Below are 13,909 nucleotides of genomic sequence, written 5' to 3' on the forward strand. Positions count from 1 at the left end.
ATCTAAAATGCGGTAAAAAATCGAGTCACTAATGACTAAAACAGTAACATAATGCACTTTATGCGCGCTATTACCCAATCACAATGGCGTGAGTTATATGCTGTTATTGTGTTTTTTTTGTAACCTCTGTGGTTATTTAAACCCTATGTTAGGTGTTAGTAGCGCCACATCGTTTAATTTGCACTGCCTTTGATATGTCTGATCGTCGCTTTTTTCAACCTAATACCAAGCAAATTCAGCCATGGATGATCATTTTTCTTGGCATTTTAGGGCTTTGATGAAGGAAGTGACATTTGTCATCCTAGATTGCTGACAACTCACACTGCCGTGATGGACATTTTACGCAGATACTTAAGTCATCTAAACAAGGAGGCTTAATCATGCAACATAAATCACTGGACCAACAATTAATCGAATACCGTCAACAACGTGCTTTAGCTATGCCCTTATCTGGCATGATTGTGTGGATCCTACTGTTTGTATTGAGCCTTGTATTACCTCCTTCGCAGTTGGTGATGGCGGTCTTTATCGGTACTGGTTCTATTATCTACCTTGCCATGGGTATTTCGCGGCTGACAGGCGAGAATATCTCGTTTAAGAAAAGCGCTGAGCGTAATTGGTTTGAGACTGTGTTTCTCGCTGCGATGGGGATGAGTTTTTTAACCTTTAGCATCAGTATTCCCTTTTTTATGGAAAATTATCTGGCTTTGCCTTTCGCCCTTGCGGTGCAAACAGGTTTAATGTGGTTAGTCCACGGTGTTTTAGCAGCGCAAAAGGTGGCCATAGTGCATGCGATAGTGCGCACCTTAGCCTGTGTGGCAGCTTTCATGCTCTGGCCCGAGCTGAGCTTTCAAATTCAGCCTCTAATCGTGGTGTTTTGTTATGTTTTTTCAATTCCCGTGATGCAGCGCCGTTGGAAGATTCAGCAAAATCTGTGTGCTAGCAATTAGTGGGTTATTTTTGGGTTATTGTGTAGATTTTGGCTTTGCGGCCTAATGGCCGAGGTGCATCAAAGTCGTGGGGCTTCAGCCCTGACGCTTAATCAAGAGTCTAACAAGGTGATCTCGCCCTAGATCGATTTGTATGTCTGCCAGCGCACAGAGCTCAAACTGGTGTTATTGCATTATGGTTATTACCCTGCACTTTTTGCAGTGTGAAGGAGCTTATAATGCAAACCATGAAACTTACGTTCGTTACCGCTGGTGTTGTACTCGTTGGTAGTTTGCTGCTTAACGGTTGTGATAGTGGCAATGTGAATACTCAAACAGGTACACCAGACTTAACTGTAACAACCGAGGATGGTACTGGTGATGATATTAAAATTGCCACAGCAGTTAATACTGCGTTGATCGCTGATCAGCAGCTACAAAATTTAGATATTCAGATAGAAACCCGCAAGGGCGATGTCACCATTTCCGGCAATGTAAATAGCCAAGCTCAGAAAGACCAAGCTGAACGGGTGACGGCAGCAACCTCTGGTGTGCACTCGGTAAATAATCGGTTGGAAGTAAAATAGCAATGTCAGTAAAGCCGCCTGTTTGATGTATTCAATCGACAGACGACAAACAGGAGTGGCAGCTCTTATCTGGCTTTAATTCACCGCTTATGCCACAAAATACCAATCCCCGCCAACCATGCTGCGGGGCGTTGGCCTTCTTGATTTATAAAATATGTGAATCTTGCCGCGCTCTCTCATGTGCATCCGTACACTTCACGATATTCAAGCTATCTTTTTAATAAGTTGTCTTCAATGCACTTCAGTAACTTGTAGGGGATTGGTGTATTTCTGGAGCTTAGGAGTTGGCGGTTCATTTTAAAGAAATTATGTGTGTATCATTTTCGGTATGAACACTAAGCACCTTTAATCGACATTACATGCTTACAACTTAGCCATTGGATGAATTGCCTCACTGTAAGCTTTACCCTTACACCATTTTCCACTTTGATGCCGCTTCTTAAAATCACACATGGCATCCCAACGACCGCTTATGCCACTGTATTGACGACGAAACTCTTTAGCTGAAGTCAACCAAGCATCGGATGCAATCCCTAATTCATTAAGCAGTTTTGGTCGCCGATTATCGAGATAACCTTTTTTATCATGGCGAATGGTTCGGCCTGTCCAATCGATAAGTTCAAGATAATCAGCAAATTGAAACGGAATACCCGTTTGCACATTAAGGTGTGTAGCACCCTCAAATTTGACAAGGGATTTGTGCATTGTTTGATTATTACCGGAGGGTTTAGCTTGTTGATTCGGGATCGTTAACGTACTAGTGGACAAATTAAGTGAGTTAATCCTTTCTTGAATCGATGTAAAATCAGAGGATTGCAAGGAGTTGGCAATTCCTGCTCGAATAGGGTTTAAGTCCACATACATCATACAAGCCAGTAATGCTTGCTCATCCAATAACGCTTGTGACTTAAAACGACCCTCCCAAAACGCACCTTTACACTCATCCTCACGATTCGCCTTACGGGCAATTTCTTCATTTAAACAGCGCATAAACCAGCTAATACTACTTAATCGTTCATGCCACTCTGCAAGTAAGCCATCAAGTAACATGACTTCACCATCGACTAAGGTTTCATCATTCATATACTTAGCCGCGACAGCATGACCTTTAGTGATTTGGCACCAGCGACTGATAATGTCTTTTTTCGCTAAAGATTTCGCCTTCTCTACATCAATTTTAAGCACTAAATGATAGTGGTTATTCATCACAGCATAAGCGCAAATATCAATACAAAAAATCGACGATAACGCTTTGATTTTATCTATAATCCAGCAACGTCTATGCTCATAACTACGACCAGTGAGCTTATCCTCTCCACACAAAAAAGCCCTTCTCACACAGCGATTTATCACATGGTAGAAAGGCGTCGTATTGGCATCAATTAACTGTCTTCTGGCCGAGGTCATCACAAACTCCACTAAGACAAAATCAGGATAATTTAAAGCTTAGTTTAGAGAGTAAGAAAATACAAAAAGATGTGGCTGTCCCCGCTTTTGTCCCCGCTTTTGCCCGTTAGATCTAGCTTCCGAAGAGAACGGTAATTGCTGCACCAATAGCTCCTCCTGAAATAGCTGCCAATAGCACTACAAACAACTCCATCGACTTGTAATTTCTATTTTGAAAGTGACTAACAATTTCTGATGTCTCTTTAATAGGATAAACGGTTAAATTCTCTAGTACTTCATCAACGAACGCTTTCAAGTAAATATTATGCTTCTCAGTTTTATAAATACTGAAGTAATCTTGTTCGTAAATGTTTTTATAGTATATTTTCTGACCTTTAAATAAACCTATATCCAAATAAAGTCTGCTTAATAATCGTGGTTTTTTGGAATACCTATCTTTAAGCGTTTTTTTATGACTTTCATCTTCGATTTCAAGGAGTTTATATGTAGTGGCACACTAATTTTGGCCACCTAAATAGAGGTGATATTATTACCTCGTAGATGACTTTAGGTGAAAACATGAGATCGACAACCAGAAAAACATTTAGTGCTGAATTCAAACTTGAAGCAGCCCAATTAGTCCTCGATAAAAACCATAGCATCATCGAAGCTGCAAAGGCGATGAACGTAGGTAAGTCCACTATGGATAAATGGGTGAGACAGTTAAAACTAGAACGCCAGGGTGGCACACCAAAAGCATCTCCGATTACCCCTGAACAAATTGAAATCCGTGAGCTGAAGAAGCAAATAGCTCGTCTTGAGGAGCACAATCTTATCCTAAAAAAGGCTACCGCTCTCTTGATGTCAGACTCGATGAACAATTTACGCTAATCAGCGCACTCAAGCAGAGCCACTCTATTCTCACAATTTGTAATGCATTCAAAGTGCATCGAAGTAGCTATAAGTATTGGCTAAAAAGAAAAGAACATATTGATACAGACTTTACTATTTTATGCAGTGAAGTGAAGGCCGCACATCGTATTAGTCATGGCTCTGCCGGTGCGCGAACGATAGCGCAATTAGTGACTAACAAAGGGATTGGTCTCAGTCGTTATCGAGCCCGTAATCTAATGAAAAAACTTGGGTTATTAAGCTGTCAGCAGCCTAAGCATTCTTATAGGAAAGCGACACAAGAGCATGTTGCAATCCCCAATACGCTTAATCGACAGTTTGCAGTAACTCAACCAGATCAAGTGTGGTGTGGCGACGTGACGTATGTTTGGGTCGGTAATCGCTGGGCCTATCTAGCCGTTGTTTTAGACTTATTTTCCCGCAAACCTGTTGGATGGGCTTTGTCATTATCACCAGATAGTGCGCTGACCTGTAAAGCTTTGAAAATGGCATTTGAGTTAAGGGGTAAGCCTGAGAATGTGATATATCACAGCGATCAAGGTTCGCATTACACAAGCTTGAAATTCAGACAATTAATATGGCGTCTTCAGATTGAGCAAAGTATGAGTCGCCGCGGGAATTGTTGGGATAACGCACCAATGGAGCGTTTCTTTAGAAGTTTGAAATCTGAGTGGATACCTGCCAGTGGTTATGGGAATTTTACAGAAGCAGATAAAGAGATCACAAATTACATCACTGGATATTACAGTGAGACCAGACCCCATCAATATAATGGTGGGTTAACGCCAAATGAGTCAGAACGTTTATATTGGAATGACTCTAAAACCGTGGCCAATTTTACTTGACCACTACATCCTCTTATATAGACAAAAAAAGAGCGGTTATAGCACGATCCAAGTCGCTTTCAATTCTGTGTATTTGTCGAAGGAGTGCAGAGATTTATCTCGGCCATTACCTGACTGTTTATAGCCACCGAATGGCGCTGTCATATCGCCGCCATCATAATGGTTGATCCACACCATGCCAGAGCGCAGGGCTTTAGCGGTTTTATGGGCCTTGCTGATATCCGATGTCCACACGCCAGCGGCTAAACCGTAAATAGTATCGTTGGCTATCGATATCGCCTCTTCCATGCCATTAAATTCAATAACAGATAACACAGGGCCAAAGATTTCTTCGCTGGCAATTTTCATTTGGTTGTTTACGTTAGAAAATACCGTTGGCTGCACATATACACCGCCCGTGTCGGCCATAACTTGGCAGCCACCGTGGACTAAGGTCGCACCTTCGTCTTTACCCGCTTTGATGTAACTGAGTACTGTGTCTAACTGTTGTTTATCGACAACGGCGCCGCTTACAGTGGCGGGATCGAGTGGATGCCCCGGATGCCATGATGCTAACTCCTCAGCAATAAGCGCGATAAGCTCATCTTTCACCCCAGATTCCACCAGCAAACGCGAACCTGCGGTACAAACTTCACCTTGATTGAAGGCAATGGCTTCGGCCGCAGCAACAGCGGCAGCTTTCAGATCTGGCGCGTCATTAAAGACGATATTGGGGCTCTTGCCTCCCGCCTCTAACCACACGCGTTTCATGTTCGACTCACCAGCGTAAATCATTAATTGTTTAGCAATTTTGGTGGAACCTGTGAACACCAACGTATCCACATCCATATGCAACGCTAAGGCTTTACCTACGGTATGACCAAATCCTGGCAACACGTTTAATACGCCTTGTGGGATCCCAGCTTCAATGGCGAGTTGCGCCATGCGGATAGCCGTTAAGGGTGATTTTTCAGAGGGTTTTAACACTACACTATTACCCGTGGCCAGCGCGGGCCCGAGCTTCCAACACGCCATCAGCATTGGGAAGTTCCACGGAACAATCGCGGCCACAACCCCCACAGGCTCACGGGTGATCATGCCAATTTCATTGTGAGCCGTTGGCGCGAGTTCATCGTAAATTTTATCAATCGCTTCGCCAGACCAGCGAATCGCACGGGCAGCCCCCGCCACATCCACAGCCTTGGAGAAACGAATTGGTTTACCCATGTCGAGGGTTTCTAACAGCGCGAGTTCATTGGCATTTTCTTCCAGTAACTCGGCGAAACGTATCATCACTTGTTTGCGCTTTACCGGAGATTGCTGCGACCAAACACCAGACTCGAATACACTGCGGCCATTAGCAACCGCAAGATTAGCATCTGCAAGATCGCAACTCGCCACTTTTACCAACAAGCGACCATCAATAGGACTAATACAATCAAAGGTGTTACCCGAAACGGCATCTTGGTATTCGCCATTGATAAACGCCTTACCATTAATAGACAGGCTGGCAGCCAGACTTTCCCATTCGCTACGTTTCTTCGGTGTGCTCATGATGACCTCTTAATAATTCGTATAGGTGTGGTTTATCGTTCATCGACAAGAAAATAGTGGTCTGTGACGACTTTAACGCAAATGCTAAACATCATCACAGTCATAATCCGAGCTTCAGGTTACGCTGTTTAAGCAATAAAATTCAATATTTTTTACAAAAATAGCTTTTTTGCCACAAATAACTGCACACGGCTCTTCCATGTTCATTATTTCTAACATAGCATAGCAAATATTAGCCACCCTAAAACAAGACCTGAAAATACAGGACAAGGTAGACACTATGGCCGATTTGCCGCTCAATTCCTCAAGCGCACCCTCACTTGAACATTTCTGGATGCCTTTTACCGCCAACCGCCAATTCAAAACCAACCCGCGATTACTCACCAAAGCGGAAGGCATGTATTACACGGATATTGATGGTAATAAGGTATTAGATGCCACCGCCGGTTTATGGTGTTGTAACGCAGGCCATGGTCGCAAAGAAATCAGCGAAGCGGTCAGCAAACAAATTAAAGAGATGGACTACGCGCCCTCCTTCCAAATGGGTCATCCTATCGCCTTTGAACTTGCCGAGCGGTTAGTCGAGCTCAGTCCTGAGGGATTGAACAAAGTCTTCTTTACTAACTCAGGTTCTGAGTCCGTCGATACTGCGCTTAAGATGGCACTTTGCTATCACAGAGCCAATGGTCAAGCCTCACGCACCCGCTTTATCGGGCGCGAAATGGGTTACCACGGTGTCGGCTTTGGCGGCATCTCTGTGGGTGGATTAAGCAATAACCGCAAAGCATTTAGCGGCCAATTATTGCAAGGCGTCGATCACTTACCGCACACCTTAGATATCCAAAATGCGGCATTTACCCGTGGACTCTCGCACTTTGGCGCTGAAAAAGCCGAAGTATTAGAACAACTAGTGACCCTGCATGGCGCCGAGAATATTGCCGCCGTGATCGTTGAACCAATGTCAGGCTCAGCAGGGGTGATATTGCCGCCACAAGGTTACTTAAAACGTCTGCGTGAAATCACTAAAAAGCACGGCATCCTACTGATTTTTGACGAAGTCATTACCGCTTTTGGCCGCGTTGGCGCCGCTTTTGCGAGTCAACGTTGGGGCGTTATTCCAGACATGATCACCACTGCTAAAGCCATCAATAACGGCGCCATCCCTATGGGCGCAGTGTTTGTGCAAGATTTTATCCACGACACTTGCATGCAAGGCCCCACAGAACTGATTGAGTTTTTCCACGGTTACACCTATTCAGGTCATCCCGTGGCCGCGGCTGCGGCACTTGCCACCCTATCGATTTATGAGAATGAGCAATTATTCGAACGTAGTTTTGAGCTTGAACGCTACTTTGAAGACGCAGTGCACAGCCTCAAAGGGTTGCCGAATGTGATTGATATCCGCAACACAGGCTTAGTGGCGGGGATTCAATTCACCCCTAACGCTCAAGGCGCGGGTAAACGGGGTTACGGCGTGTTTGAACACTGCTTCCGCCACGGTACTTTAGTGCGAGCCACGGGCGACATTATTGCCATGTCACCACCACTGATTGTCGATAAACGCGAAATTGACCAAATGGTTAATAGCCTAAGCGATGCCATTAACGCCATTGGATAATAGCACCAGCGGTTCGTTCTACTCTCACATTTAACACCCCACTGCGGCGGGGAACTTCAAAGGTTAACTATGCTCAAGATCACTCATTTTGTTAATGGTCAGCACACCCCTGCCAGTACCAGAACCCAAGATATTTTTGAACCTGCCACGGGTGAACTACGTGGCCAAGTCTCACTCGCAAGCGAAACTGAAGTGGGTGAAGCCATCGCAATCGCTAAAACCGCCTTTGAAACCTGGTCGCAAGTCACGCCGCTCAACCGTGCTCGAGTGCTGTTTAAATTCAAAGCCTTAGTCGAGCAGCACCTAGATGAAATGGCGCAGCTTATCACCCGTGAGCACGGCAAAGTGATCGACGATGCTAAGGGCGAGTTGATCCGTGGTCTCGAAGTGGTCGAATTTGCCTGTGGTATTCCGCACTTGCTTAAAGGTGAACACACCCAGCAAGTCGGTGGCGGCGTCGATTCTTGGTCAGTTAATCAAGCTTTAGGTGTTGTCGCAGGCATAGCGCCCTTTAACTTCCCCGTGATGGTTCCCATGTGGATGTTCCCAATCGCGATTGCCTGCGGTAACACCTTTATTATGAAACCCTCGGAAAAAGACCCAAGCTCGGTGATGCGGATTGCCGAGCTGCTTAAAGAAGCGGGTCTTCCCTATGGCGTGTTTAACGTGATAAACGGCGACAAAGAAGCCGTCGATACCTTACTCACCCATAAAGATGTGCAAGCGGTGAGCTTTGTGGGCTCAACGCCGATTGCTGAATACATCTACAGTACAGCCTCTAAACATGGCAAACGCGTGCAAGCCTTAGGCGGCGCGAAAAACCATATGTTACTCATGCCAGATGCAGATTTAGATCAAGCCGTTAGCGCCTTAATGGGTGCCGCTTACGGCAGTGCTGGTGAGCGTTGTATGGCAATTTCAGTCGTACTCGCGGTAGGCGATGTGGGCGACGCGTTAGTGGAAAAACTGCTACCGCAAATCCAAACCTTAAAAGTCGGCAACGGCCTAACGCCAGAGATGGAAATGGGTCCGCTGATCTCAAAACAACACCTTGCCAAGGTCACCCAATATGTTGAAGCCGGTGTTCAAGAAGGCGCAGCGCTGCTGGTCGATGGCCGTAAACTGAGTGTTGAAGAAAATCCACAGGGTTATTTCCTCGGCGCCTGTTTGTTCGACCACGTCACGCCTGAAATGAGCATCTACCGCGAAGAAATCTTTGGCCCAGTGCTGGCGATTGTGCGCGTGAAAGATTACCCAACGGCGCTTGAGCTGATTAACCGACACGAATTTGGTAATGGCACGGCTATTTTCACCCAAAGTGGTGAAGCGGCGCGGCATTTCTGCCACCACGTACAAGTCGGTATGGTTGGAGTGAACGTGCCGATCCCGGTGCCGATGGCGTTCCACAGTTTTGGCGGTTGGAAGCGTTCACTGTTTGGGCCGCTGCATATGCATGGCCCCGATGGCGTGCGTTTTTATACCAAGCGTAAGGCAATTACTGCCCGCTGGCCCGTAGGTAAACAGACTCAAGCCGAGTTTGTGATGCCAACGATGAAATAGCTGAATGTCAGCTCAACAAGGAAATCGCAAATGACTGTAAGTATCAACGCCATTATTCGCTTTGCTACGGCGCAAACACCCGTCGAAACCTATCAGTTACCGGCGGAAAAGTTGTTAGCAGGCAATCCAACTCAAGGATTAGAGAATCATTATTCTAGCCCTTGTGATCAATTTCACAGTGGAATTTGGCAAAGTGAATCAGGCGCTTGGAAAATAAACTACACTGAATACGAGTACTGCGAAATCCTCGAAGGGATGAGTGTTGTCACCGATCTTCAAGGTCAATCGCAGACGTTCACTGTGGGTGACAGGTTTATCATACCCGCGGGTTTTCAAGGCACTTGGGAAGTCGTGGAGCCCTGCCGCAAGGTTTACGTCATTTTCGAACAAAAGTGAGATCGACGAGGCTGATGTTAGCCTCAAAAAAGCTAAGTTATCTTAGCAATAACTCGCCATGAGGTCACAGCAACGGGTTTTCCTAGGCTGTTGTTTGGCAAACCAACGGATGCACTGGCGCGATTGAATAACCATGGTCGCCAGTAACACGTCCGAGTCAACAAAGAAAATGGGAGAAATACCGTGCATAATAATCTGAAAAAAAAACGGCTGGTACAGCTTGTCGGACTCGCGCTAACCACGACCCTATTCTCCGGCATTGCCACCGCCGAAGTGACTGGGGAAATTAGTCTTACTAACGACTATCGTTTTCGCGGCGTATCACAAACCGCTGGCGATCCTGCCCTGCAAGGTGGTATCGATTGGAGCTTCGATTCGGGTTTCTCTGTCGGCGCTTGGGCAAGTAACGTGGATTTTGATGAGCCAGGTTATAACGGCCCAGCAATCGAATACGATTTCTATGTCGCCTATGGTGGTGAGATCAACGAAGATCTGACCTACGACATCACCCTTAACCGTTATAACTACTCAGGCGAGAGTGATATAGGTTATTTCGAAGTGATTACGGGTATGGAATTTAAGGGCTTTCGCCTAGCCTATTGGTTTACCAATGATTACGGTGGTACTGACTTAGATTATCACTATGGAGAACTAAACTACTCCTACGAATTTGTTGAAAACTGGAGTATCGATCTGCACTACGGCTATAACGTGGGTGATGCCTTAGATGATGGTGAAGGTTTTGATAGCTACTCAGATTACTCTGTTGGCGTATCGACCGAATTGGCAGGCTTTGGGCTTTCTCTCGCTTGGTTAGGCACAGATCTCAGCGGTGACCAAAAAGTCTCTGACGGTGCATTCAAAAACTCAGATACCGTACTTGCGAGCGTAAGTTACGCGTTCTAACTTCGCTTTAGCTTGGTCCAACTAAGACACAAAAAAGCCCTCATCATCGAGGGCTTCTTTTTAGCTGTTCAAGCTGACTTGTCTACCAACTGCGCATCTTATGGCCTTTCACCGCGTAGAACAGAATGAACAAGTAGCATGGCAACATCACAATATAACCGCCCTGCATGCCCATATCTGTCGCCGAACTCATTAACCCCCAAGACACTGGACCAAAGGCGCCACCTGCAATCCCCATGATGAGAAGCGCAGAACCTGTACTGGTCAATTTCCCCATACCAGACAAGGCTAGCGGCCACACCGCAGGCCAAACAATCGCATTAGCTAAACCAAGAAAAGCAATCATCAACAAAGTATCGGGCAGCGCCACACCGCCAAAAGGCACTAACAAAACATTAGCAATAGCGTAGGAATTATTGTCGCCAAACAAAATACCGCACGTCAGTAACAAACCCAGAATAGCCGACACCATCAAAGCCTTAGGCTGTGAAATAAAACGAGGAATTAACAGGATACCTAAAGAATAACCCAACACCATACACACCATAGTATAGGAAGTCATAACACCGTATGACTCTATGCCTAAAGACAAAGCAAATGTACCAATGGTATCGCCAGCAATAACCTCTACAGCAACATAAACAAACAGCGCTAACACGCCAAAGGCTAAGTTAGGGTGAGATAATGCCGCTTTAAGTTGCCCTTTATCAGTATTTTCAGCAGCTTCATCTTCATTCAACAACTCTGGCAAAGGTGATTTTTTTACCGCGAGCGCTAAGATACCGATAAAAATGGCCATGCCTAAATAGGGGAATACTAAACCGTCAGCCATTTCTTCAATTTGTACTTGAGTTAGCTCAGTACCAATACGGTCTTTAAAGCTGTCTAAAATCAACGCCGAAAACACCAAAGGCGCAATCACACCCGCACCTTTATTCAAAATACCCATCACACTGACACGGGCGGCCGCAGATTCTTCAGGCCCCAAACGCACCACATAAGGGTTAACCGCAGTTTGTAATAGGGTTTGGCCTGCGCCCATCACTAATTGGGCGAAAAGGAATAGGGCAAATATTTGTGTTTCCGCAGCAGGGATAAACAGTAAGCCCGCCAACATCATCACGCCCATGCCTATAGCCATACCATTCTTATAGCCGACTTTGCGAATAAGCCAAGCGGATGGCAAGGCAGTAAAGGTCACTGCAATGTAGAAAGAAAACAGGATCAACGACGCTTGAAAGGGATTGAGTTGCAATATTTGTTTCAAATAAGGCATCAAAGAACCATTCAACCAAGTGGCGAATCCGAGGATGAAAAAGAGAGCGGCCACTATGGCCATGGGGAGAAAGCTGCTTTTCTGCTGGCTTTTATCGAGTGTCATTTCCATAAACCTGCTTCTTATAGTAATTAATTATTTAGGTGATAACGGGGTTTAAATTAATGCCTAAGTTCCCGAATATCCGTATCGCGACTCGTCCGCAATGGCTAATGTTATCATCCAAACGCACCATTGTTTCAGTGATGTTAAAACAAATAACACAAAAAGACAACGCTGTCATTTAATAAATTCTCGCGAATATTCCCTCGTAATCATTAATTAGCAGACAACTAGTAGTAATACCAATCACATAAATATCTAATCAGTTCAGAGCCTCACAGGCATCTCAATCCAAGGCGCATTGACGCAGAAATGGTTATTCCCTTTTAAGTCAATGCAACACCGGAGTGGGATGCCTGTGTGGCTCCCGAAGGGCGGCTGATGTTCACTACATGGCAACGCGCTTTATACTGCGTTTAAGGTTTTCGACAGAGCACCACTATGCTTTCAAGCCTTCGCCTTGTCTAAAGCGCGTTGAACTCCCGCTGAATGAACAGATATTTAATACGATTGGTATAAGTAAGTGATGACTCACATCCAGAAAATAATGTAAAAAAAGCCGCAGACACTGAGTGCGTGCGGCTTATCTCAAGCGATTAAGCTAACTGACTAAATTCTGACAAAAATATTGCGGCGATACATCCAATATAAAACCAGCCACTGCACCGCAAGTAAGCTGATAACCGCAGCTAACGCTTGAGCATTTTCAGGCAAGGCCATCACTAAGCCGCCAAACACGCTTTGGGCGATATATTTCCAATCCACTAAACTCGAGGCTAGGTAAATAATGATGGCGTTGGTGCCTATCACCACGAAGAAAAATGCGGCTTTTTGCCACTTAAGCACATCGACTAGTGCATAGAATACCGCCAGCAGGAGCATGCTCCAGCCCGACGTCACCAGCACAAATGAACTGGTCCACAGATCTTTATTGACCGAAATAATAAGATCCAACAGCCAACCTAAGGCTAAGCAAGCACCACCTGCTACGGCGAGTAATCCCACTTTGACCCACTCACCTTTAGGATGGGATTTAACAATAAAGTGGCCGACAAACACACCCGCTAACGCATTGACTATGGCGGGGATGGTCGACAGTAAACCTTCAGGATCGGGTGTACGTCCCTGATAGCTTATGCCGGGTAATAACATCGAATCGACATAGGCATTGATGGATTCCGTTGGCGAAAGCACGCCCGCCTGTCCACCGGGGAAAGGCAACCAAAGTTGCATTGCGCCATAACCGAGTAAAATGCCCAAGGCGACAATAACTTGCGTTCGTAAGCTCGTATGCCACACCAGTAATGCGGCAAAGAACCATGCAAAGGCGATTCGACCTAACACACTGGCATAGCGAATTTTTTCAGGATCGGCAGGCGCGCCCGTACCCCAACCGTGATTATATAAAATGCCCAGTAGCAGCAATAAAAAGAGTCGTTTAATCCCATGCCGATACACAGGTAATCGATCCTTCATCGGTAATTTATCTAAACGTTTGGGAGATAAACCTAAGGCCACACCAGAGAGGAAAATAAACAGCGGAAAAATCAAATCGTAGAAGTGAAAACCATGCCATTGGCTATGGTGCATTTGTTCATCGCCCCATTGCCAACCTGCCCAGCCCGTTAAAATAAGCAAGCCCCCAAACAGGGCCTCACCGCCCAAAATCCAAAACATATCGAAGCCGCGCAGTGCATCCAGAGACATCAACCTAGGTTTATTCACCTTTGCTGGCATAATTGCGTTTGTCTGTGTAGTCCCCATGCCATCATCCTTTATTATTGTTATTAAAAGCTTTTATAAAAGTTGAGCAAAACTAATACTGTACAAAACTAATACTGTTTAAAATGAGTGCTGTA

At 45.4% G+C, this 13,909-nt stretch carries 12 protein-coding genes; 7 read left to right on the forward strand and 5 right to left on the reverse strand.

Annotated features, from left to right (window positions below; translation table 11 throughout):
- Positions 1–380 precede the first annotated feature (380 nt).
- Entirely contained in the window at positions 381–950 is a 570-nt protein-coding gene (locus HUB64_RS02470; protein WP_173496287.1) for a hypothetical protein, read from the forward strand.
- A 218-nt stretch (positions 951–1,168) separates the two neighbouring features.
- Positions 1,169–1,516: a BON domain-containing protein gene (locus HUB64_RS02475; RefSeq protein WP_105250242.1), complete on the forward strand. Its 348-nt coding sequence runs from the start codon at positions 1,169–1,171 to the stop codon at positions 1,514–1,516.
- Between the two features lie 363 nt (positions 1,517–1,879).
- On the opposite strand, the gene HUB64_RS02480 is transcribed toward HUB64_RS02475, so the two are convergent.
- Both HUB64_RS02480 and HUB64_RS02485 read right to left on the reverse strand, forming a co-directional pair.
- On the reverse strand, positions 1,880–2,923 hold the full coding sequence (locus tag HUB64_RS02480; protein WP_173496288.1) for a transposase: 1,044 nt from the start codon (positions 2,921–2,923) through the stop codon (positions 1,880–1,882).
- 112 nt (positions 2,924–3,035) lie between these two features.
- Entirely contained in the window at positions 3,036–3,317 is a 282-nt protein-coding gene (locus tag HUB64_RS02485) for a hypothetical protein (RefSeq protein ID WP_173496289.1), read from the reverse strand.
- Positions 3,318–3,481: 164 nt separating this feature from the next.
- Here HUB64_RS02485 and HUB64_RS02490 point away from each other — a divergent pair.
- Positions 3,482–4,659, forward strand: a protein-coding gene (locus HUB64_RS02490) for an IS3-like element ISSba5 family transposase (RefSeq protein WP_173244624.1) whose coding sequence is annotated in 2 segments (ribosomal slippage) — positions 3,482–3,740 and positions 3,740–4,659 — 1,179 coding nt in all. Because the reading frame shifts where the segments join, the coding sequence is not laid out codon by codon here.
- 36 nt (positions 4,660–4,695) lie between these two features.
- Here HUB64_RS02490 and HUB64_RS02495 read toward each other — a convergent pair.
- The gene (locus HUB64_RS02495; RefSeq protein WP_028760892.1) at positions 4,696–6,192 is read right to left on the reverse strand and encodes an aldehyde dehydrogenase; all 1,497 of its coding nucleotides are present in this window, start codon (positions 6,190–6,192) and stop codon (positions 4,696–4,698) included.
- A gap of 280 nt (positions 6,193–6,472) precedes the next feature.
- On the opposite strand from HUB64_RS02495, the gene HUB64_RS02500 reads away from it, so the two are divergent.
- The 4 genes from HUB64_RS02500 (at position 6,473) to HUB64_RS02515 (ending at position 10,672) form a co-directional block, all read left to right on the forward strand.
- Entirely contained in the window at positions 6,473–7,810 is a 1,338-nt protein-coding gene (locus HUB64_RS02500) for an aspartate aminotransferase family protein (RefSeq protein ID WP_173496290.1), read from the forward strand.
- Positions 7,811–7,879: 69 nt separating this feature from the next.
- Complete coding sequence (locus HUB64_RS02505; RefSeq protein WP_173496291.1) at positions 7,880–9,370, forward strand: CoA-acylating methylmalonate-semialdehyde dehydrogenase; 1,491 nt, start codon at positions 7,880–7,882, stop codon at positions 9,368–9,370.
- Positions 9,371–9,400: 30 nt separating this feature from the next.
- On the forward strand, positions 9,401–9,766 hold the full coding sequence (locus tag HUB64_RS02510; RefSeq protein WP_168823507.1) for a cupin domain-containing protein: 366 nt from the start codon (positions 9,401–9,403) through the stop codon (positions 9,764–9,766).
- Between the two features lie 183 nt (positions 9,767–9,949).
- Entirely contained in the window at positions 9,950–10,672 is a 723-nt protein-coding gene (locus tag HUB64_RS02515; protein WP_168823509.1) for a TorF family putative porin, read from the forward strand.
- Positions 10,673–10,754: 82 nt separating this feature from the next.
- Here the strand turns inward: HUB64_RS02515 and nagP are convergent, their stop codons facing one another.
- Together nagP and nagX are read right to left on the reverse strand one after the other, a co-directional pair.
- On the reverse strand, positions 10,755–12,053 hold the full coding sequence (nagP, locus tag HUB64_RS02520) for an N-acetylglucosamine MFS transporter NagP (protein ID WP_105252977.1): 1,299 nt from the start codon (positions 12,051–12,053) through the stop codon (positions 10,755–10,757).
- Between the two features lie 606 nt (positions 12,054–12,659).
- Positions 12,660–13,814: a transmembrane glucosamine N-acetyltransferase NagX gene (nagX, locus tag HUB64_RS02525; protein WP_173496292.1), complete on the reverse strand. Its 1,155-nt coding sequence runs from the start codon at positions 13,812–13,814 to the stop codon at positions 12,660–12,662.
- Positions 13,815–13,909: the final 95 nt, after the last annotated feature.

The sequence above is a fragment of the Shewanella sp. ISTPL2 genome, assembly GCF_013283205.1.
GTDB lineage: Bacteria > Pseudomonadota > Gammaproteobacteria > Enterobacterales > Shewanellaceae > Shewanella > Shewanella oncorhynchi.

Bases quoted from the DNA above. Each gene is read 5' to 3' on its own strand.
- HUB64_RS02470 (WP_173496287.1), top strand. From the start codon at position 381: ATGCAACATAAATCACTGGACCAACAATTAATCGAATACCGTCAACAA.
- HUB64_RS02475 (WP_105250242.1), top strand. From the start codon at position 1,169: ATGCAAACCATGAAACTTACGTTCGTTACCGCTGGTGTTGTACTCGTT.
- HUB64_RS02480 (WP_173496288.1), bottom strand. From the start codon at position 2,923: ATGACCTCGGCCAGAAGACAGTTAATTGATGCCAATACGACGCCTTTC.
- HUB64_RS02495 (WP_028760892.1), bottom strand. From the start codon at position 6,192: ATGAGCACACCGAAGAAACGTAGCGAATGGGAAAGTCTGGCTGCCAGC.
- HUB64_RS02500 (WP_173496290.1), top strand. From the start codon at position 6,473: ATGGCCGATTTGCCGCTCAATTCCTCAAGCGCACCCTCACTTGAACAT.
- HUB64_RS02505 (WP_173496291.1), top strand. From the start codon at position 7,880: ATGCTCAAGATCACTCATTTTGTTAATGGTCAGCACACCCCTGCCAGT.
- HUB64_RS02510 (WP_168823507.1), top strand. From the start codon at position 9,401: ATGACTGTAAGTATCAACGCCATTATTCGCTTTGCTACGGCGCAAACA.
- nagP (WP_105252977.1), bottom strand. From the start codon at position 12,053: ATGACACTCGATAAAAGCCAGCAGAAAAGCAGCTTTCTCCCCATGGCC.
- nagX (WP_173496292.1), bottom strand. From the start codon at position 13,814: ATGGGGACTACACAGACAAACGCAATTATGCCAGCAAAGGTGAATAAA.